Annotated in this window: 23 protein-coding genes; 13 read left to right on the top strand and 10 right to left on the bottom strand. The window is 41.6% G+C overall.

Going from position 1 to position 20784, the window contains the following annotated elements; translation table 11 throughout:
* Positions 1-2: 2 nt before the first annotated feature.
* The gene (locus ACQ93I_RS04325) at positions 3-527 is read left to right on the top strand and encodes a DUF4252 domain-containing protein (protein ID WP_266067732.1); all 525 of its coding nucleotides are present in this window, start codon (positions 3-5) and stop codon (positions 525-527) included.
* Between the two features lies 1 nt (position 528).
* Entirely contained in the window at positions 529-1158 is a 630-nt protein-coding gene (locus ACQ93I_RS04330) for a DUF4252 domain-containing protein (RefSeq protein WP_431697311.1), read from the top strand.
* On the opposite strand, the gene purB is transcribed toward ACQ93I_RS04330, so the two are convergent.
* Both purB and ACQ93I_RS04340 read right to left on the bottom strand, forming a co-directional pair.
* A complete protein-coding gene (purB, locus tag ACQ93I_RS04335; protein WP_431697312.1) occupies positions 1155-2492 on the bottom strand; it encodes an adenylosuccinate lyase in 1338 nt (445 codons plus the stop codon). The two genes, ACQ93I_RS04330 and purB, sit on opposite strands and share 4 nt — an antisense overlap.
* A 74-nt stretch (positions 2493-2566) precedes the next feature.
* A complete protein-coding gene (locus ACQ93I_RS04340) occupies positions 2567-3253 on the bottom strand; it encodes an SIR2 family NAD-dependent protein deacylase (protein ID WP_431697313.1) in 687 nt (228 codons plus the stop codon).
* A 119-nt stretch (positions 3254-3372) separates the two neighbouring features.
* Here ACQ93I_RS04340 and ACQ93I_RS04345 point away from each other — a divergent pair, with 119 nt between their 5' ends.
* Both ACQ93I_RS04345 and ACQ93I_RS04350 read left to right on the top strand, forming a co-directional pair.
* Positions 3373-4029, top strand: a complete 657-nt coding sequence (locus tag ACQ93I_RS04345) for a TrmH family RNA methyltransferase (protein WP_431697315.1) — start codon at positions 3373-3375, stop codon at positions 4027-4029.
* A gap of 35 nt (positions 4030-4064) precedes the next feature.
* Positions 4065-4601 (top strand): SRPBCC family protein, encoded by a 537-nt coding sequence (locus ACQ93I_RS04350; RefSeq protein ID WP_431697316.1) that lies wholly within the window; start codon positions 4065-4067, stop codon positions 4599-4601.
* Positions 4602-4711: 110 nt separating this feature from the next.
* On the opposite strand, the gene ACQ93I_RS04355 is transcribed toward ACQ93I_RS04350, so the two are convergent.
* From ACQ93I_RS04355 to rlmH, 4 genes are read right to left on the bottom strand one after another with little or no spacing between them, the layout of a single operon-like run.
* On the bottom strand, positions 4712-5467 hold the full coding sequence (locus ACQ93I_RS04355; RefSeq protein ID WP_431697317.1) for a carboxypeptidase-like regulatory domain-containing protein: 756 nt from the start codon (positions 5465-5467) through the stop codon (positions 4712-4714).
* A gap of 60 nt (positions 5468-5527) precedes the next feature.
* The gene (locus ACQ93I_RS04360) at positions 5528-7369 is read right to left on the bottom strand and encodes a DEAD/DEAH box helicase (protein ID WP_431697318.1); all 1842 of its coding nucleotides are present in this window, start codon (positions 7367-7369) and stop codon (positions 5528-5530) included.
* A 56-nt stretch (positions 7370-7425) separates the two neighbouring features.
* On the bottom strand, positions 7426-8007 hold the full coding sequence (locus ACQ93I_RS04365; protein WP_431697319.1) for a non-canonical purine NTP diphosphatase: 582 nt from the start codon (positions 8005-8007) through the stop codon (positions 7426-7428).
* A 6-nt stretch (positions 8008-8013) separates the two neighbouring features.
* Positions 8014-8487, bottom strand: coding sequence for a 23S rRNA (pseudouridine(1915)-N(3))-methyltransferase RlmH (gene rlmH / locus ACQ93I_RS04370; protein WP_345597629.1), 474 nt, complete (start codon positions 8485-8487; stop codon positions 8014-8016).
* 50 nt (positions 8488-8537) lie between these two features.
* On the opposite strand from rlmH, the gene nadC reads away from it, so the two are divergent.
* From nadC to priA, 4 genes are all read left to right on the top strand, one after another.
* Positions 8538-9395 (top strand): carboxylating nicotinate-nucleotide diphosphorylase, encoded by an 858-nt coding sequence (gene nadC, locus ACQ93I_RS04375; protein WP_431697320.1) that lies wholly within the window; start codon positions 8538-8540, stop codon positions 9393-9395.
* 3 nt (positions 9396-9398) lie between these two features.
* Positions 9399-10325, top strand: a complete 927-nt coding sequence (locus ACQ93I_RS04380) for a YihY/virulence factor BrkB family protein (protein ID WP_266067720.1) — start codon at positions 9399-9401, stop codon at positions 10323-10325.
* A gap of 20 nt (positions 10326-10345) precedes the next feature.
* Positions 10346-10909, top strand: a complete 564-nt coding sequence (locus tag ACQ93I_RS04385; RefSeq protein ID WP_431697322.1) for a chalcone isomerase family protein — start codon at positions 10346-10348, stop codon at positions 10907-10909.
* Positions 10910-11009: 100 nt separating this feature from the next.
* Positions 11010-13472, top strand: coding sequence for a replication restart helicase PriA (gene priA / locus ACQ93I_RS04390; RefSeq protein ID WP_431697323.1), 2463 nt, complete (start codon positions 11010-11012; stop codon positions 13470-13472).
* Here priA and ACQ93I_RS04395 read toward each other — a convergent pair.
* A complete protein-coding gene (locus tag ACQ93I_RS04395; RefSeq protein ID WP_431697325.1) occupies positions 13466-14176 on the bottom strand; it encodes a LytR/AlgR family response regulator transcription factor in 711 nt (236 codons plus the stop codon). The two genes, priA and ACQ93I_RS04395, sit on opposite strands and share 7 nt — an antisense overlap.
* A 180-nt stretch (positions 14177-14356) precedes the next feature.
* Here ACQ93I_RS04395 and rpsF point away from each other — a divergent pair, with 180 nt between their 5' ends.
* The 4 genes from rpsF (at position 14357) to ACQ93I_RS04415 (ending at position 16067) form a co-directional block, all read left to right on the top strand.
* Entirely contained in the window at positions 14357-14695 is a 339-nt protein-coding gene (rpsF, locus tag ACQ93I_RS04400) for a 30S ribosomal protein S6 (protein ID WP_029036470.1), read from the top strand.
* Positions 14696-14698: 3 nt separating this feature from the next.
* On the top strand, positions 14699-14995 hold the full coding sequence (gene rpsR / locus ACQ93I_RS04405; RefSeq protein ID WP_037324607.1) for a 30S ribosomal protein S18: 297 nt from the start codon (positions 14699-14701) through the stop codon (positions 14993-14995).
* A gap of 12 nt (positions 14996-15007) precedes the next feature.
* Positions 15008-15463 (top strand): 50S ribosomal protein L9, encoded by a 456-nt coding sequence (gene rplI / locus ACQ93I_RS04410; protein ID WP_431697328.1) that lies wholly within the window; start codon positions 15008-15010, stop codon positions 15461-15463.
* A 127-nt stretch (positions 15464-15590) separates the two neighbouring features.
* Positions 15591-16067 carry a DUF6495 family protein gene (locus ACQ93I_RS04415; RefSeq protein WP_431697329.1) on the top strand — a complete coding sequence of 159 codons (477 nt, stop codon included), beginning with the start codon at positions 15591-15593 and terminating at the stop codon, positions 16065-16067.
* A gap of 55 nt (positions 16068-16122) precedes the next feature.
* Here ACQ93I_RS04415 and ACQ93I_RS04420 read toward each other — a convergent pair whose 3' ends face one another.
* Entirely contained in the window at positions 16123-17361 is a 1239-nt protein-coding gene (locus tag ACQ93I_RS04420) for an ABC transporter permease (protein WP_431697330.1), read from the bottom strand.
* Between the two features lie 124 nt (positions 17362-17485).
* Here ACQ93I_RS04420 and hisS point away from each other — a divergent pair, with 124 nt between their 5' ends.
* Entirely contained in the window at positions 17486-18859 is a 1374-nt protein-coding gene (gene hisS / locus ACQ93I_RS04425; protein ID WP_431697332.1) for a histidine--tRNA ligase, read from the top strand.
* A gap of 136 nt (positions 18860-18995) precedes the next feature.
* Here hisS and hemG read toward each other — a convergent pair whose 3' ends face one another.
* Together hemG and ACQ93I_RS04435 are read right to left on the bottom strand one after the other, a co-directional pair.
* A complete protein-coding gene (gene hemG, locus ACQ93I_RS04430) occupies positions 18996-19532 on the bottom strand; it encodes a menaquinone-dependent protoporphyrinogen IX dehydrogenase (RefSeq protein WP_431697411.1) in 537 nt (178 codons plus the stop codon).
* 243 nt (positions 19533-19775) lie between these two features.
* Positions 19776-20711, bottom strand: coding sequence for an aldo/keto reductase (locus tag ACQ93I_RS04435; RefSeq protein ID WP_431697333.1), 936 nt, complete (start codon positions 20709-20711; stop codon positions 19776-19778).
* Between the last annotated feature and the right edge of the window lie 73 nt (positions 20712-20784).

Here is a 20784-nt window from a genome sequence, read left to right on the forward strand (position 1 = left end):
TCATGAAAAAGTTCAGCCTTGCCTTACTGGCACTTATATTACCCTTTCTTTCGGGAGCTCAAACCTTTGATAAATATGAGGGCATGAAAGAAGTAGACGCGGTAGTGGTAACAAGTAAAATGTTCAAGTTACTCACTAAAATTGACCTAAATGCCGATGATCCTGAAACCCAGGCTTACATTGATCTTATTGAGAACCTTAAAGAGATGAAAGTGCTTTCAACAACCAAAGAGAACATTCGACAGCAAATGGCTCTTGATGTGGCATCATACATCAAAAAAGGCAGTATGGAGGAGCTTATGAGAGTTTCCGAAGACGGCAAAACAGTGCGTTTTTATTACAAACCCGGCAAAAATGACGATTACGTGAGCCAGTTGTTTATGTTCATGGAAGGTGAAGACAAGAATAAACCCATGTCGGTCATCCTTAACATTACCGGAGAGATCAACCTTGCGCAGGTGTCAAAACTTGCCAACGACTTCAAGATTCCGGGAGGAGAAGAACTCGAAAAAGTAGAAACAAAATAAGATGAAAAATTCAGTTTTTATACTGGTACTACTATGCCTTGGGGTTGTTTCCTGTAACAATGAAACCAGTCTTCAGGAGTTTTATGTAGAGCATCAAAATGATAACCAGTACCTGGCATTCGACATTCCTGTAAGTTTACTAACAGGTGAAAATTCTGCCCTTACCGCCGAACAAAAGGCTACTATGGAAACTATTAAGAAAGTGAACATTCTTGGGTTTCCATTAAAAGGAGAGAACAAGGGAGAATATGAAGTAGAAAAAGAGCGGTTAACGTCTATTCTGAAGGCTGATAAATACCAGCAGCTTATGCGGTACGGCGGGGGCACACGAAAAGCTGAACTTTACTACCTGGGCGAAGAAGATGCCATTGACGAACTGATTGTATTTGGAAGCGATGATGAAAAAGGCTTCGGAATAGCACGTCTTACCGGAAATGACATGAATCCTGAAGCTCTTATACGTCTCCTGAAGTCTTTCGAAAAAGGAGAGCTCAATGTCGCCGGGAATGACATTTTTGAGACCTCTTTTTTTATAGTGTATTTTAGTTTCAGTAGAATTTTTCAGTTTTTACCGACTACCGACTACCGACTACCGACTACCGACTACCGACTACCGACTACCGACTACTAAATTCCCGTGTAGTTCTGCGGACTAATTTGTCGCAGCTCCTGTTTAATTTCTTCAGAGACATCCAGTTGCCCAATAAATGCTGAAATACTGTCTTTATCGATCTTTTCATTGGTTCTGGTGAGTCCTTTCAACGCTTCGTAAGGATTGGGATAACCTTCCCTTCTCAAGATCGTCTGGATGGCTTCGGCAACCACAGCCCAGTTCTTTTCAAGTTCCTCATCCAGCTTAGCCTCATTCAGCAGCAGTTTATTCAGTCCTTTTAGGGTAGAGGCGAAACCAATTAAGGTGTGGCCAAATGGCACTCCTATATTGCGCAATACAGTACTGTCGGTAAGATCGCGCTGTAAACGGCTCACAGGCAATTTAGCCGATAGGTGCTCAAAAAGGGCATTTGCGATACCTAAATTTCCTTCACTGTTTTCAAAGTCAATAGGATTTACTTTATGTGGCATTGCCGAAGAACCTACTTCGCCTTCTTTTATCTTCTGTTTAAAATAATCCATCGAAACGTAAGACCAAACGTCTTTGTCTAAATCGAGAATTATGGTATTGATGCGCTTCAAAGCATCAAAAAGAGAGGCCATATGGTCGTAATGCTCAATTTGGGTAGTGGGAAAAGAATAGTACAGGCCAAGGGAGCCTTCAACAAAATCTTTTCCGAAGTTTTTCCAGTTGATATGTGGAAAAGCCACTTTATGGGCATTGAAGTTACCGGTAGCTCCTCCAAATTTTGCTGCATTGGGAATATCCTGCAAAAACCTGATCTGTTCTTTAAGCCTCACCACAAAGACCTTTATTTCTTTACCAAGTCGGGTGGGAGAGGCCGGTTGGCCATGGGTTCTCGCCAGCATGGGCACTTCCTTCCAGTCGGTAGCCAGTTGTTCCAGTTTTTCGACAAGCCCGGTAAGCGCCGGATTGTAAACTTCCTCGAGTGCTTCTTTAATGCTAAGAGGCACGGCCGTATTGTTAATGTCCTGGGAAGTTAAACCAAAGTGGATAAATTCCTTATAAGCCGAAAGGCCCAGGTTATCGAATTTATTTTTAATAAAATATTCTACTGCCTTAACATCGTGATTGGTCGTGTTCTCTATCTTTTTGATTTCCAGGGCATCTTCAGTAGAAAATTCAGAATAAATTTTACGCAACGCCGGAAAAACTGATTGATCAACTCCCTGTAATTGTGGTAGCCCGTGTTCGGCCAGGGCAATAAAATATTCGATTTCTACCCGTACCCGGTATTTGATCAGGGCCTGTTCGCTAAAATAGTTTGCAAGTTGCTGAGTTTTGGAAGAATATCTGCCATCTATAGGAGATATTGCCTGAAGAGAAGTCATGAGTGTTGGTTAAAAATTTAAAGGCTAAAGATACATTTTAAGGTGCAACCGTAAAAAGTATTTATTCTTTAAGTTCACTCCGAATCCTGCAACAGTTCTTTCACCAGTTTTGGAACTCCTGTCGAGGCTTTTTCTGAAAAGATCTTCAGGTGCCTGGTTTCTTTTACAGCGGGTTTGGGATCTATAAAATACACCGGGATTCCTTCGGGAGCGTAATGTAAAAGTCCGGCAGCAGGGTACACCTGCATGGAGGTGCCAATAATTAGGAGAATATCGGCTTCCATAGTGATTTGTATAGCCGGTTGCATCATGGGTACAGCTTCACCAAACCAAACAACGTGTGGCCGCAGCTGGCGTTGATGTTCACAAAAATCTCCAGCCACCAAATCCCCCTCCCAATCCAGCACCAGGTCTTCATCAAAAGTACTGCGTACCTTTTTTAGCTCTCCGTGAAGGTGGATCACATTTTTGCTGCCCGCCCGCTCATGCAGGTCGTCTACATTCTGGGTGATAATATGCACCTCGTAATTCTTTTCGAGTTCTTTAAGCGCCTTGTGAGCAGGATTAGGATCTACCATTTGTAGTTGCCGCCTGCGTTTATTATAAAAATCGAGCACGAGCTCCTGGTTGCGTTCCCAGCCCATGGGAGAGGCAACTTCCATTACATCATGGCCTTCCCACAGCCCGTCTGCATCTCTAAATGTGTTGATTCCGCTTTCTGCACTTATCCCGGCACCTGTAAGCACTACGATTTTTTTCATTTCTGAAAGATTTGATTTCTAAAATGTAAGCAGTTTTATTGAGAAATCATAACGTAAAAGTCTATTTCCTTACCTCTCAAAAAGGGTGAAATCGCGAAGTATTTGCTACTTTCGCCGGCATGGAAGAGCATCTTAAACTGCTGTCATATCTGGAGTCTTTTCTCACTACAAGGAGAAAAGAGCTTTTTAAGAAGGTTATTGCAAAGCGCACCAATCATTTTACTGTGGCTACCCAGGATGTTTACCAACTTCACAACACGAGTGCGGTGATACGCAGCTGCGACGTTTTTGGGGTGCAAAATGTACATGTGGTAGAGGAGGTGAACGTTAAAAAAATTGATCGTGAAATTGCTATGGGGGCACAAAAGTGGGTGGATATTAATCGTTATACCTCTACTCAAAGCTGCGTTAAAAGCCTGCGGAAAAATGGTTACAGGATCATTGCCACATCTCCTCATGAAGGCACACTACTTCAGGATTTTGACATTTCACAGCCTGCAGCACTTTTCTTTGGTACCGAAACTAAAGGCCTTTCGCAGGAAGTTCTGGAAGAAGCCGATGAATTTTTACAAATCCCTATGGTTGGCTTTACCGAGAGCCTGAATATTTCGGTTTCCGCAGCGATTATTTTACAGAGTTTAAGTTCCAGATTAAGGAACAGCGATATCAACTGGCAACTTACACAGGAGGAGCAGGTGATGAAACAGATTGATTGGGCAAGGAAGAATTTGAAAAATTATGCCGAAATTCTTACGCGCTTTGAGGCAACACAATAAATTTATTTACTTTTAGGTCCCTATAGTTAAAGAATATGACTCTTTTCTTTTATGTCATCATTGGCATTATCACCTTTGTGGCATTTTTACATGCGTGGGCAAAGAAAGAATACAACGTAAGCCGCACGGTGGTGATCAATCGTCCTAAAGCTGAAGTATATGCGTTTGTACGCCAGTTAAAAAAACAACCGCTGTGGATTCCCTGGTATCTTGATGATCCAAAAGTGGTGATCAAATTTAAAGGGGAAGACGGTAAAGTTGGAGCAACTTCTTACTGGAAAGGGCGCAATAACATTGAAGGCATACAAAAGATCGTGAAGATAAAGGAAGGAAAGGTCCTGGAGACCCAACTGCTGTTCATTAAACCCTATAAATCTTTATCCCTTCTTTATGTAGCTGTTAAAGAAATGGATTCCAACCGCACTAAAATGGTGTGGGGAGTAAAGGGAGGACATAAGTTTCCCGCCTCTGTGATTATGCTTTTCTACGGAATGGAACGTGCTTTAGGGAAGCATTTTGAAGCAGGTTTATATAACCTGAAGACTCACCTGGAAAGGAATAAATTAAATTAAAGCTGAAGGTTTACAGGAGGTGTTTTAAATTCTACTTCTACCTGTTACAAATCAAGTATAAAAAAAGAGGTTCCAAAAATGGCATTTTTGGAACCTCTTTTTGAAATTTATTATCGGTTCAAAACCTTGTATTCCTCGTAACAGCCGCTCATCGCATCCAGTATCTGCAAATCGTTTGCGTTATTTATAAAGTCGGTAGAGTAGTTGCAGCGACGCAGCACTTCATCTATGTCCATTCGGTTTATTCCCAAAACGGCCATAAGGGTTTGCCTGTCAAACTTGCTTTGCAAAAGATTCCGGATCTTATCATCCTGCTTCATTTCACGTAGCTTTTTCATTTGTTTGGGCTGGCGTCCAAAGATGTTGTACAACGCATCGGCCGGATTAAAGACGGCACCCAAAGCTCTTGAAAGGGCATTGGGGCTGTACTCTCCTCCTTCATATCCCTGGTTTAACCCAGAGATGCTGTAGCGGTAATTTTCATAGATTGGAATATTTTTAGCGTCAATCTCCAGGTAACCTGTTAACTGTATTGGGCTTACAACCACTTCTTCCAAAGCGATTCCCAGTTCGGTCATTTTTACCTTTACCTCCCCGTACTTAAGCCAGTCATTGGTAACCCTTACCCGTATCGATTTAAATCCGAGGTAAGAGAAATACAGGGTGTCATTTACTTCGGCCTGGATTTTAAAATGTCCATCTTCAGCAGAGACGGCGCCAATTACCTGGTTGAGGTTTACAATATGTGCATTCTCAATAGGAACGTCGTTGGCTGCATTAAGAACTTTACCTGAGACCACAGTAGTTTCCTGGCCAAAAACCACGAAACTGAAAAGCAGGAAGAGAGGGGCTAAAAACTTTTTCATGCTATGGATTAAGCTTTTTTGGTACTTTGAAAAAACTGTACCAAAAAAGCTATTTCGAGATTACTTTTTTGATCTTCTCCTTTTTATTGAACTTTCAATGCTGCTGCTGCGGCTACCGCTTTTCTTTCCCTTGCGTCCGCCAGATCCTGCATCAGATGATCTTCTTTTTCCTCCGGAAGAAGGAGCATCAGATGAGCGTCTTCGACCTTTGTCGCCTCCTCTTGAAGGTTTGTCAAAGCTGCGTTCTCCTTTGTCTCTTCCTTTATAGCCACCGCCTTTACGACCGCCACCACCGCTGCGTTCTTTTCCGGCACTTTTTTTAGTGATCTCTACATTGATGTGACGACCATTATGTTTAAAATCCTGGAAAATTTTGATTACTTCTTCAGCTTTTGAGCTGTCTACATTAAAGAATGAAAAGCTGTCTTTTACTTCCACCCGGTTTACATCGTCTCTTCCAAGATCAAGAGTAGCCTTTAAGAAATCTTTCAGGCTCATCCAGTCAAAATCGTCTTTGGCACCTACGTTGATAAAGAATCTTGTGCTGTCGCCTTCATCTTCATAAACTTCAGTAGAACCTTTTGCATTTAGATCCTGCGCATTGTTATAGTAGTTGAAGAATCGGGTGAATTCAACCGAAAAGAATTTTTTAAGTAATTCTTCCTTGGTAAGGCCTTCAAAAAGTTCGGCTATGCTTGGCAGGTACTTGTCAATCTCGTGGTTGATCTCGGTCTTGCTAATCTCATTGGCAAGGTGAAAGAGCTGTACTTCACAAATCTCCCTTCCGTCAGGGATTTCTTTTCTCTCAAACGACTGACCAATAATGCGTTCTATGCCTTTTATCTTACGAACTTCACTTTTGGAAACGATAACCATAGAAACCCCGCTTTTTCCGGCTCTACCGGTACGGCCACTTCTGTGGGTGTAAGTTTCAATCTCATCGGGAAGTTGATAGTTGATCACGTGCGTGATATCATCAACGTCAATTCCGCGGGCAGCAACATCTGTAGCTACCAGCATCTGGATTTGTCTGGCCCTAAAGCTTTTCATCACCAGGTCACGTTGATTCTGGCTAAGATCCCCGTGAAGGGCTGCAGCGTTGTAGCCATCTTCAATTAACTGCTCGGCAACCTTTTGGGTGTCGCGCTTGGTACGGCAAAAAATTACCGAAAAAATATCAGGGTTAGCATCTGCAAGTCTCTTTAGAGCTGCATAACGGTCACGGGCATTAACAATGTAATATTCATGAGAGACATTTGAAGTCCCCATATTCTTGGTCCCTACAGTGATCTCTACCGGAGTGCGCATAAACTTCTTTGCAATGGTAGCAACCTCTTTAGGCATGGTAGCCGAAAATAACCAGGTGCTCTTTTCTGAAGGTGTGTGCGAAAGGATCTCAGTGATATCTTCATAGAATCCCATGTTAAGCATCTCATCGGCTTCATCAAGGATACAATACTGGATGTTCGAAATGTCTACCAGCCTTCTGTTCACCATATCCTGCATACGGCCGGGAGTGGCAACAATGATTTGTGCACCTTTCTTGATTTGCGCAGCCTGATCTGTAATGCTGGCGCCCCCGTATATAGCTACGGTATTTAGGCCCTTAAAATATTTGGAGTAATTCTTTAATTCGTTTGTAATTTGTAAACACAACTCTCGGGTTGGAGAAAGAATAAGGCCCTGTGTCTTTCTACTGTCTACATTGATCTTTTGGATAAGCGGAAAACCAAATGCTGCGGTTTTTCCGGTTCCGGTTTGTGCAAGAGCCACCATATCTGTGTCTTCCTGCAATAAAATTGGGATCGCTTTTTCCTGTACTTCGCTCGGGTTTTCAAAACCCATGTCTTTAATTGCCTGTAACAGGGCATCATTCAATCCTAATAATTCAAAATTATTCATACATATCTAATAAGCTGCAAAGGTAAGGATTAGTTAGCAGCTTATTACATTTATATTTACAGCTTCGTTGAGGCAAGAAAGTCAATGAGTTGTTGGGTTGCGCGTGCACGGTGGCTAATTTTAGATTTTTCTGAAAGCTCCATTTCAGCGAATGTTACCTCTTTTCCTTCGGGTTGAAAGACAGGATCATAGCCAAAACCCTGTAGTCCTTTCCTTTCAAAAATGACATTTCCGGAACAAATTCCGGTGAAGGTGTGAAGCTGCCCCTCAAAATGAAGTGCAATGACCGTTTTGAAGCGGGCGCTGCGATCTCCTTTGTTCTGAAGTTCTTTCAGTAATTTATCAATATTCGCATCGCTGCTTTTTTCTTCGCCTGCATATCTGGCCGAATAAACCCCCGGCGCCCCGTTCAAAGCTGCAACTTCAAGCCCTGTATCATCGGCAAAGCAGTCATAACCGTATTTTTCCTTTACATAATCGGCTTTTTGAATGGCGTTGCCTTCAATAGTAGGAGAAGTTTCAGGAATATCTTCGCTGCAGCCAATCTCTTCAAGCGAAAGCAGCTCAATTCCTTTTGGCATCAGGGCCTGTATTTCTTTTACTTTATTTTTATTCTGAGTGGCAAAAACCAGTTTCATATGCTGTTATTTATGGTGATAGGGTTCGTTTTTAAGAATGGTAAAAGCCCGGTATAGCTGCTCAACAAAGAACAATCTTACCATCTGGTGTGAAAATGTCATTTTTGAGAGGGAGATCTTTCCGTCGGCGCGCGAATAGACTTCTTCGGAAAAGCCATAAGGGCCGCCAATAACAAAAATGAGCTGCTTCATGCCGCTGTTTAAACGCTTCTGAATATATTCTGAAAAAGCTTCCGAAGAGAATTGTTTTCCGTTTTCATCAAGCAATACCACAACATCTGAAGTAGTCACTTTCTCAAGGATCAACTTACCTTCCGCAGTTTTTTGCTGGTCTACAGAAAGGTTTTTGGTCTTCTTGAGATCGGGGATGATCTCAAATTCAAACTTGTTGTAAAATCCCAGCCTGTTGACATAGGTATCAATGAGGTTTTGCAAAGCCTTATCATCGGTTTTTCCTATTGTCAGCAATTTTATGGTCATGGTAAAATTTAAGTGTTTACTTTGTAACTTTAGCAAAAATAGGTACTCCAATGATTTCAAAAGAACAATTTGAAAAGGAAATTGAATTAATTATTGAAAATGCTTTAAGGGAAGATATAGGAGATGGCGATCACAGTTCCCTGGCCTGTATCCCGGCAAATGCCCGCGGAAGAGCGAAATTACTTGTTAAAGACAGTGGGATCCTTGCGGGAGTCGATTTTGCGCGCCGCGTTTTTGAAAAAGTAGACCCTCAAATGAAAATGGAGGTGTTGATGCAGGATGGCAGCAGTATCAAGCAAGGAGATGTTGTTTTTTATATTGACGGGGCTTCGCAATCTATTCTCAAAGCCGAACGGCTTGTGCTCAACGCCATGCAGCGCATGAGTGCCATAGCGACTAAAACCCGCACTTTTGCCGATAAACTTGAAGGCACTCACACCAAAATACTCGACACAAGAAAAACCACGCCAGGGATAAGAGCCCTGGAGAAATGGGCCGTAAAGATTGGCGGGGGAGAAAATCACCGTTTTGCACTTTACGATATGATCATGCTAAAAGATAATCACATAGATTTTGCGGGAGGCATAGAAACTGCGGTGCTAAAGACTCAGGACTACCTTGCCAGCAACAACCTGAATTTGAAGATCATTGTGGAGGCCAGGGATATTCATGAGATAAAGCAGATCCTCAAAGCCGGGGGAGTGGATAGAATTTTACTTGACAACTTTAATTACAACGAAACCCGGGAGGCTGTTACTTTAATTGCAGGACGTTGTGAAACCGAATCCAGCGGCGGCATCACCCTTGAAACTGCCAGAAAATATGCCGATTGCGGTGTTGATTTTATCTCGAGCGGGGCCCTGACGCATTCTGTCTATAACCTTGATCTCAGCTTAAAAGCTGTGTAGTAAATGAGTAAGGGCGAGAAAACAAGTGCTAAAAAAAAGGAAGGCTTTACCTATTGGTGGACGAGCCATGCGAAAAAGATAGTCCTGCCCGGGCTTGAAGGTCTGTCTCTTTACGATCTCTACATTATTTTTTATGCGGGTATTGTAAAGGGAACTTTTTCGGCGCGGGCGAGTGCTATTTCTTTCAGCTTCTTTATGGCGCTTTTCCCGTTCCTGCTGTTTATTCTAAACCTGATTCCTTTCATAGATTTTATAGACGACTTCCAGCTCGAGTTCCTGGCGTTTGTAGATTCCCTGCTTCCGCCCGAAACCAGTGAGTTCTTTAACGATATCTTTTACGATATCGCGGCCAGGAAAAGAGGGGGATTACTTTCCATAGTTTTTTTGTTGTCCATTTTTCTTATGGCAAATGGCGTCAACGCAGTATTTACCGGTTTTGAATTCTCTTACCACACCAAAAAGAACCGGTCTATAATAAGACAGTACTTTATTGCTGTGGGCGTTTCTTTAATTCTGGCGCTATTATTGCTTATTACTGTAGTAGTGTGGGTTTATCTTACCTACCTAACCGAAGATCTTAAAGTGCTGCAGGTAGTAAACGATGCAGTGATTTGGGCGAATTTGGGGAGGTATGTGATCTTCACGACAATGATATATCTGGCCATAGCCATACTTTATTATTTTGGAACCAAAGAAAGTAGGCTAAGCCGTTTCTTTTCGATAGGAGCTTTTTTTTGTACGATCTTTATTTTACTGAATACCTATCTATTTGGGTTGTATATTGAAAACTTTTCAGCTTATAACGAATTATACGGCTCTATTGGAGCATTATTGATCTTAATGTTCTATATATGGATAAATTCTAATATATTGTTGCTGGGTTTTGAACTCAATGCTTCTTTGATGAAGCTGAAAAGGAACAAAAAGTAATCTTTAACAAACAAGAATCTATGAAAAAACTGCTTTTATTATTAGTGGCTGTAGTGGTATCCTCTACAGCGGTGGCTCAAAAAAAGGTTGGAGGAGTAGTACTTCCCGCTACTCAAAATTTCCAGGACCATACACTCTACCTTAACGGGGCTGGTGTGAGGGAAAAACTTTGGATAGACCTCTACGCTGCCGCACTTTATCTCGACAAAAAGAACAACAATGCCCAGGAGATATTGAATGCCGATAAGCCTATGGCTATAAGGCTTCACATTGTCTCGAAATTGATTACCAGCGATAAAATGGTAGATGCAGTGACCGAAGGTTTTGAGAATTCTACCGGCGGCAATACTGCCCCTATTAAAGGTGAAATTGATAAACTACTTGGCTTCTTTAAGGAAGACATTCAGAAAAATGACATTTTTGACCTGGTTTACCTCCCCGGAAAAGGAGTGGTGGCATACAAGAACGGTAAAGAGCGCGGTGTAGTTACAGGAAAAGAGTTTAAAAAAGCCCTTTTTGGAATCTGGCTGTCTAACAGGCCAGCCGATGACGGACTTAAAGATGATCTTCTTGCCGCAGAATAATAATTTCTGATTAAAAAATACCTAATAAACCATTCTTTTCAGGATGGTTTATTTTTGCAGTTAATTCCTCTTATTTTTGCTTAAAACACAAGCCTCAAAAATGCCTTTTTTCATCAATGTTATTTTACCCCTTCCGCTGGAGAAGCATTTTACTTACAACGTTAGCAAAGAAGAGGCGCAATTTCTAAAGCCGGGGATGCGCGTGGCCGTTCCCTTCGGAAAATCAAAAATTTATACGGGAATTGTTTCTGAAGTACATCAAAGACCTCCTGAAGTCTACGAGGCCAAACCTATAGAGCAAATTCTCGACAAAACCCCTTTGGTGACAGCGGGCCAGTTGAAAATGTGGAGCTGGGTGGCGTCTTATTATATGTGTTCAGAAGGGGAGGTGCTTCGGGCGGCTTTGCCCGGTCCCTTTCTTTTGGAGAGTGAAACTATAGTGCAGCTTGCAAAAGATGTCGAAATTGATGACGACGCGCTGAGTGATGACGAATTTTTGCTGGTAGAAGCCTTGCAAACCAAGTCATCTTTAAAGATCAATGAAATTATCCAGCTGCTCGATAGAAAGACTGTGCTCCCAATAATTAATTCTTTGGTGGAGAAAAAGCTGGCGGTAGTGAACCAGGAAATATATGAGCAGTACAAGCCTAAAGTTGAGCGCTTTGTAAAACTTCATGACCGGTATTTAGAGGAGGCAGCCATGCATGAACTGCTTGATGATCTAAACAGGGCTCCAAAACAAAGGGAGGTGATTTTTACCCTTTTTGGGATCTCAGCAAAGTCGGCCAAAGGGAAATATTCAGTAAAAGTTTCTGAACTGGCTAGGAAAAGCGGTGCTTCAGCTTCAGTAATTAAATCTCTTATAGATAAAGGTGTTTTAGAAGAACTTAAATTAGAAATTTCCCGCTTCAGCTTTGATCTCGAAAACCACGGAAAAAACCTGCAGCTTAATGAATATCAGGAAAAGGCTTTACAGGAGATCAAATCTTCTTTTGAATCGCAGGATGTATGTTTACTCCACGGAATCACTTCCTCCGGAAAAACCGAAATTTATGTAAAGCTTATTGAGAAAGCCATTTCTCAGGGAAAGCAGGTGTTGTATTTGCTGCCCGAAATAGCCCTTACCGCTCAACTTATTGCCAGACTTCAGAATTATTTTGGTGAGCAGGTGCTTATTTTTCATAGCAGGTATTCGGTTAATGAGAGGGTAGAGGTGTATCAAAGTGTGCTGCAAAATAAAGAAACAGCACGTATAGTGATTGGGGTGCGCTCGAGTATCTTTCTTCCTTTTCATGATTTAGGTTTGGTGATCGTAGATGAGGAGCATGAATCTACTTTCAAACAATATGACCCTGCGCCACGATATCATGCGCGGGATACAGCTGTGGTACTGGGAAAACTGCAGGATGCGAAAGTGTTGTTGGGATCGGCCACGCCTTCGCTGGAATCTTACTTCAACGCCGATCACTCTAAATACGGACTGGTGAACCTGGCACGTCGCTATGGCGATGTACTGCTGCCCGAAATAGAGATCGTGGATATTAAGGAGAAGCACCGTAAAAAACGCATGACAGGCCATTTTTCGGACAGGCTGCTGGAAGAGATCAAAGAAACCCTGAAGAATAAGGAGCAGGTAATTCTTTTTCAGAACCGTCGTGGCTTTAGTCCAATTTTAGAATGTAACACTTGTGGCCATTCGCCCCAATGTCCTAATTGTGATGTGAGTTTGACCTATCACAGTCATAGCAACCAGTTGCGTTGCCATTATTGCGGTTACCACATGGCTATGCAGCAAAAATGTATGGCTTGTGATAGCCCTGAACTTTCTACCAAAGGTCTGGGTACCGAGCAGGTGGAAACTGAGCTAAAGGCACTTTTTCCCGATCATAAAATAGGTAGGATGGATCTTGATACCACCCGTGGAAAGCAGGGATATGAGAAAATAATTTCGGCTTTTGAAGAAGAAAAGATCGATATCCTGGTGGGGACACAAATGGTGACCAAAGGTCTCGACTTTAGAAATGTGAGGCTGGTTGGCATCATGAATGCCGATACGCTCCTAAACTTCCCCGATTTCAGGGCTCATGAGCGCAGCTTCCAATTAATGTTGCAGGTGGCGGGCAGGGCAGGAAGAACCCAGAAGCGAGGTCTGGTTCTTATCCAGACTTTTAATCCTCATCATCAAATCGTGCAGCAGGTCTCTACCAATAGTTATCACGAGATGTATAAAGAGCAGCTGGAAGAGCGGCGCAATTATAAGTACCCGCCATTCTACAGGCTTATTAAGATTTCGCTTAAAGGCAGGGATTATTCGAGAGTAAATGAGGGGGCAGACTGGCTTGCCCTTTCTTTAAAAAATACCTTTAGGGAGCATGTTTTAGGACCGGAATTTCCGCCGGTAGCGAGAATAAGGAACGAGTACTATAAAAATATTCTTGTAAAAATTCCGCAGGGACAGTCTTTATCAAAGACAAAGAAATTAATTGGCAGGATCTTGCAAAGCTTTAAAGCTATAGGTGCTTACAGGGGTGTGAAAACAGTAATTAATGTAGATCCTTATTGATTTGCGGCTAAGGCTTCAATAAGATTTGATTTTTTATGCCTGCTAAGCGGGATCTGTTGTTTGTCAATCTCAATATTCCTGCTGTTGTAACGCTCAATTTTGTCGAGGTTTACAATGTAGGATTTGTGAATTCTCAGGAATTTATTTGAGGGTAACTGATTCTCAAAAGACTTCATAGTGGCAAGTACCACGAAATTATCTTTTTCGGTTACAAATTTCACATAGTCACCAAGTGCTTCTATATATTTCAGCTTATTGAGAAAAACTTTTCGGTTCTTCAAATTGCTCTTTACAAAAATGTAGTTGTCATCTTCTGGCGGGATACCATCATGTTTAAGCCGGTAAAGATTTATTGCTTTTGAGGCAGCATTCAGGAACCGGTCTTTAGAGATAGGTTTATGTAGGTAATCTACTGCATCATAATCAAAAGCTTTAAATGCGTATTTTGTTTTCCCGGTAACAAAAATAATCTGTGGTTTATTGGGAAGGTCATCCAATAGGTCAAAACCTGAAAGAATGGGCATTTCTATATCAAGAAATATAAGGTCAACTTCGGTATCGAGGAGGCCGTTCTTAGTTTCAATGGCGTTGTTATATTCGGCCACAAGCTTGAGATTGGGATGATCTTTAATTAGCTTTACAATAGATAGTCTTTGTAAGCTGGAATCATCAACGACCGCACATTTGAGTATAACTTCTTCCACTTAGTTTTGGTTAACACTTATTATTAGGTTAGTATTAGCAATAATAATTAAAAAATATTATAAAAAAAAGAAAAAGCTCATTTCATCGATTAAAAAAGCAGTTTACCCCTGTAGTTTCTTTTTTGTTATATGAAAGATTAGTGTTACTTTTGCAGCCAATTAAATTTAAAGTAAATTTTTATGAATCATTATGAAACTGTTTTCATCTTGAATCCCGTTTTATCTGATGACCAGATAAAGGAAACAGTTAAGAAATACGAAGATTTTCTTGTTTCTAACGGTGCCGAGATGATATCAAAAGAGAATTGGGGGCTAAAAAAACTAGCTTATCCTATTCAGCACAAGAAAAGTGGATTTTACCACCTTTTCGAATTCACCGCTCCTGGTGAAGCTATTAACCCTCTTGAGGTTGAATTTCGCAGAGATGAGCGTATGATGCGTTACCTAACTGTAAAGTTAGACAAGCACGCTGTAGCCTGGGCTGAAAAGAGAAGAAACAGAAACAAAGAAAAAGCGTAAGGTATGTCATCAATTGAACAACAAGCTAAAGGAAAGAAAGACGGAGAGATAAGATATCTTACTCCTCTTAATATCGAGACCAGCAAGACAAAAAAATACTGTCGTTTTAAAAGATCTGGGATTAAGTATATTGATTACAAAGATCCAGATTTCTTAATGAGTTTTGTAAACGAGCAGGGTAAATTGTTGCCACGTCGTTTAACCGGAACCTCTTTGAAGTATCAAAGAAAAGTGGCTGTAGCCGTTAAGCGTGCACGTCATTTAGCATTAATGCCTTATGTTGGCGATTTACTAAAATAAAAAGGGGCTATTATGGAATTGATATTAAAGAAAGACGTAGAGAAATTAGGATTTAAAGATGATGTTGTATCGGTAAAACCGGGCTACGGCAGAAACTTTTTGATCCCTCAAGGTGCTGCTGTATTGGCAACCCCTTCTGCAAGAAAAGTCCTTGAAGAGACTTTGAAGCAGCGTTCATACAAAGAGAAAAAACAAATTGACGAGGCTAAAGGTCAGGCTGCTAAGCTACAGGGCATAGAGATCACTTTAACAGCAAAAGCTGGTGCAGGTGATAAGATCTATGGATCTGTAACCGATGCCGATCTTGCTGCAGCGCTTTCAAAAGAAGGTGTTGATATCGACAAGAAATACATCTCTATTGCAGGTGGTAACATCAAAAGATTAGGTCAGTACGAAGCGACTTTGCGTTTTCACCGTGAAGTAGTTACTAACTACAGCTTTGAAGTTGTAGCTGAAGCACAAGCTTAATTGCTGAACAAATATTATATAAAGCCTGCTTCTAACGAAGTGGGCTTTTTATTTGGTTAATGGTTAAAAATTCAGAGTTAATAAAAAAGATCTTAGAAAATTAAACCTTAAACATTAAACCCTCAGAATGAAGTACGCCCGATTAACAAAAGAGCAATTTGAAGAGTTGCAGCAGGAATTTATCAACTTTTTGGCCAGCCAGTCCATAACAGGAGAGGAGTGGAAGGAGATAAAAACCAATAAACCTGAAGTGGCAGAGCAGGAACTGGATGTGTTTAGTGACCTGGTGTGGGAAGGAGTACTCAATAAAGCTGAATACCTGGAGCATTTCTCGCCTAACCAGATCTATTTATTCAAGGTTACCGAACTTACCATAAACCTTATTGCCATAGAGGTAAAGAATGAAGCAGTAGATGTTACTACAAGACATGGATATGCGTGGTTGCAGCAAAACCTGATGGATGATCGTGTTTCCCTTTATACTTCCTCAAAGAATATCAGCGACGACCGCAACAAGGATATTTTTGCGCTTATTCAGCAGGGAGCAGTGATCACAAAAGGAGACCTGTACAACTTCTTTGAAAAACACCTGAACCTTGGTTAAGAGTTGAAGGGTTCGGAGTTTATCATAACTCAAAACTCACAACTCATAACTCGATTTACTCGTATCTCAACGATTCTATAGGGTCTTGTTTAGCTGCTTTGGCTGCAGGATAACTACCGGCTAAAACAGCAACAATAATAGTGATTGCGGTAGCCCAAATAATAGCCATCCACGGCGTTGTGAAATCGAAGCCTACAGAAGTAGATACTATTAGCCCAATTAGAATCCCGAAGATAATCCCGATAATCCCACCCATTTGCCCAATGATAAGGGTTTCCATAAAGAATTGAAAAGCAATGGTATTCTTCTTGGCACCCAAAGCTTTTCGCACCCCAATTTCCCGGGTTCGCTCACTTACCGAAACGAGCATGATGTTCATAAGGGCAATAGAAGATCCAAAAATAGTAATGATAGAGATTACCCACGCAGCGATGTTAAGATACTGGGTGATTGAAAAAATACGGTTAAGCAGATCGTCACTTTTGGCAATACCAAAATTATTTTCCTCTACAGGATTGAGTCCGCGAACATTTCTAAAGGTAATAATCGCTTCGTCCTGGGCCCCTTCGAGCATCTCCTGGTCCTCCACGCGCACGCTCACATTGTAGTTAATATTAGAGTGGGTATACATTGACCTGGCCACCTGCAGCGGAATAAGTACCCTAAGATCCTGGTTGTTCCCAAAGGTAGATCCTTTTGACTCCAGCACCCCAATCACCCGGAATTTCACCCCGCGGATGGATATAATTTTATCCAGCGGATTCATTCCTTCAAGGATGCCATTTTTTACATCGGCGCCAATAATTGCTACATTGTTATTGTTCTCAATGTCAAAAATGCTGAAATCCCGGCCTTCTTCTACACTAAGCCCCGAGTTAGAGACATAATTCTCATTTACCCCCAAAACACTGGCTTCCGGATCGGTTTTTTCACTTTCATGCCTAAGCTCTGCCCTCGAAGTTCCGGTAAACGAAATAGACACCTGCGTTTGTGGGAATTCGTAATTGTCCCTGAATTCCTTCACTTCCCGATAGCTAATAATCGGGTTTACCTTGTCTCTTTCTCCGCCATTTACCCGTATCTGGGAATCGTAACGTTGCAGGTTGAAAGTATTGGTTCCCATAGAAGCAAAATCGCTGGTTATGGTGTTCTCAAGTGCCGAAACCGCACTTAAAATGCCTACAAGCGCAGTGATCCCAATAGCTATGATCATCACGGTGAGCACAGTTCTTAGTACCTGACTTTTAATTGAAAAGAAGGCAATTCGAAAGTTTTCTTTAAAAAGTGGAAACATACAGAAGTTTCAGTTTAGGAGTTAGACGCATTTCGCCGGCTGTTGTTACAAAACACAGAGTAAATCCTTCTTCGGGATTCTTTTTATTTTTCAGATATTTGTGCCTTAAAGAACAAGATCAAAAATGGCCCAAAAACCTTCTATACCCAAAGGAACCCGTGACTTTTCTCCTTCCGAAGTAGCGAAAAGAAATTTTATAATGCAAACAATTCGGGAGCAGTTCGAGAAATTCGGATTTCAGCCTATAGAAACCCCCAGCTTTGAAAACAGTGAGACCTTGATGGGGAAATATGGCGATGAAGGCGACAGGCTCATTTTTAAGATCCTTAATTCAGGAGATTTCCTTAAAAAGGCAAATCAGGAGGCTTTTAACCAAAAAGACAGCCTTAAGATCACCTCTTCTATAAGCGAAAAAGCCCTGCGATACGACCTTACAGTACCTTTCGCCCGTTATGTGGTGCAGCATAGAAATGAGCTCGAATTTCCTTTTAAGCGTTACCAGATTCAGCCGGTGTGGCGAGCAGACAGGCCTCAAAAAGGGCGTTTTAGAGAGTTCTTTCAGTGTGACGCCGATGTGGTGGGCAGTGACAGCCTGTGGCAGGAAGTAGAATTCGTGCAGCTGTATGATGCCGTTTTTTCTTCTTTGGGTCTAAAAGGAGTGACCATAAAAATGAACAACCGCAAGGTGCTTTCAGGTTTTGCTGAAGTCATTGGAGAATCTGATAAACTTATAGATTTCACGGTTGCTTTAGATAAGCTCGACAAAATAGGCGAGGATGGTGTAAAGAAGGAAATGCAGGAAAAAGGAATTTCTTCGGAAGCAATTGAAAAGATCCAGAGAGTTTTCGATTTACACGGAAGTTTTTTAGAAAAAATTGAGGTTCTAAAAGACATTTTAGCAACTTCTGAAATTGGCAAAAAAGGAATTGAAGAACTCGAATTCATCAATAATGCGCTTGCCGAACTTGGGCTTTATGAGGCAAATCTCGATCTCGACGTTACCCTTGCCCGCGGCTTAAATTACTATACAGGTGCCATTTTTGAAGTCTCAGCGCCAAAAGGTGTTGCCATGGGTAGCATTGGCGGAGGTGGAAGGTATGATGACCTCACCGGGATCTTCGGAATGAGCGGGGTGAGTGGTGTTGGAATTTCTTTTGGGCTTGACCGAATTTACCTTGTGCTCGAAGAACTCGACCTATTTCCTGAAACCGTAGCCGGAAATGTGAGGGCATTGTTCATCAACTTCGGAAACAAAGAGAGCCTGTATTGTCTTAAGGCCATAAAAGCATTGCGCGCTGGCGGAATTGCAGCCGAGCTTTATCCGGAAGAAGCCAAGATGAAGAAGCAGATGAACCATGCCAACAAACGGGAAATTCCTTTTGTAGTACTGGCGGGAACCAAAGAAATAGAAGACGGGCAGTTTACCCTGAAAGACATGACGAGCGGCGAACAATCTACTGTTAACCTGCAAGAGCTAAAAGACAAAATCGGAAGTTAGGAGAAAAGTACCGATTGACATTTTCCACTTCTAAAAGTGTAATTCTGAATTTCTAGGGTGCCAAAAATGGCATTTTTAAGTACCCTTTTTTGGAATTCATTTTGCTTTAACCTGTGACTTTCTCTGCGGATTGCACCTAGGTTTTCTGTTGGAGGGCGCTAAGTTGTTCTGCAAATTCCTGAACCCTTTTCCAGTTGGTATATTCTATAGGTTTTGGCGTTTTGGTTGGGCCGCCGGTGAATTTCATGATGGCTTTGATCATTATCCTGTCAAAAAAACCATATTTTTTGTAATCGAGACTTCCTGCAAATACTGCGGCAAGATTGGGTTTCCAGGGAACTTCCTCCTGGAATTTGATAAAGTATGGGTTGGTTTTGGGCGAGTTTTTATCTTCCTTGCGTGCCACGAGATTTACAGAGAAAAAAGCAGCATTCAGCTTTTCCAGGACTTGCTGGTTTTCTGAAATAAATTTTCCTACTTCAGGCCTGTGTTTTCCATACCTGATGCTGGCTCCAATAACGACGGACTTAAAATTAGAAAGTTCCTCTTTAAACGAGTCGATAGGACAAAGGTAGATAGGGTGATTTTTTTGTTGTAGATATTCCGCCAGGAAGTGACAGATCTTTTTGGTCTGCCCATCTACTGTCGAGTAAAGTAAAGCAATGGGTTTCATAATGTTCAAGAGATAAATTTTTCTCCCGAAAAACTTTAATAAATGAATTTGATTGGGCCGTCAAATTCGTCTTTTAAAGGTACGAAATCCCGCAGTAAATCTTGTTTCAGAAAACCCGATTATAAGAGAATTTTCTTCGGAAGAGAAAAAAAGCCTTGCTCTAAACATTGCTCCCATTCAGCATCATATTAGATGCCGGTTTTAGTAATTCTTAACCTGATGAAGTGTAAGAAAACTTGAAAGTTACTTACTTAGTTTTTCCATTTCTTCTGCTGAAAGCTGAAGGTTTACTGCTTCCTCAAAAGCCTTTAAGTGACTTTCCCGGGTGGCACTTGCAATGGGTGCGGTTATCGCCGGGCGTTGCATTAACCATCGCAGGGCCACAGTAGCGTTAGACACTCCGTGGCTGTTAGAAATTTCGTCAAGTACTTTTAGCTTACCCAATCCTTCTTCGTTGAAGTATTTTTTCACCATTTCTTCGCGTGCACCTTGCAGATCCTCTTTTTTACGGTATTTTCCGGTGAGGAAGCCGCTGGCGAGCGAAAAATAAGTGATTACGCCCAGCTCGTTCTTTTCGGCAATGGGTTTGTATTCTTCTTCAAATTTGGCTTTTTCAACAAGGCTGTATTCGGGCTGCAGGACTTCATATTTTGGAAGTCCGCCGTCCCCGGCTTTTTCTAAGGAAGTTGAGATCCTTTGAGGAGAGAGATTTGAAGCACCTATATGCCGCACTTTTCCCTGCTCGATAAGCTGCTCGTAAGCCCGAAGCGTTTCTTCTACGGGTGTATTTTCATTGTCCCAATGTGTGAAATAGAGATCAATATGGTCTGTTTGCAGGCGTCGTAGCGAATCTTCGGCCGCTTTAACAATGTAATCTCTGGAAACGTCTCGTCCTTCTTTTCCTGGATTTGAGCCTACTTTGGTTGCAATAATAAGGTCTTCCCGGTTACCTCTTTCTTTCAGCCAGTTGCCAATTATAGTTTCGCTTTCACCGCCTTTATTTCCGGGTGCCCAGTGTGAATAGGAGTCGGCAGTGTCTATAGTGGTGAAGCCTTTTTCAAAGAGCTGGTCAAGTATTTTGAAGGATTCTTTTTCATCAAGCGTCCAGCCAAAGACGTTTCCGCCAAAGACTATGGGGGAAATTTCTAAATTGGTTCTTCCGAGTTTCTTTTTCTGCATAAGCTGGGTTTTCTTCAAAATTAAGGATGAAAGTTGTGAGAGGAAAATTTATTGCTGAAAGAAAAAGGGCTCA

It is taken from the genome of Salinimicrobium sp. WS361 (assembly GCF_050750585.1).
Taxonomy (GTDB): domain Bacteria; phylum Bacteroidota; class Bacteroidia; order Flavobacteriales; family Flavobacteriaceae; genus Salinimicrobium.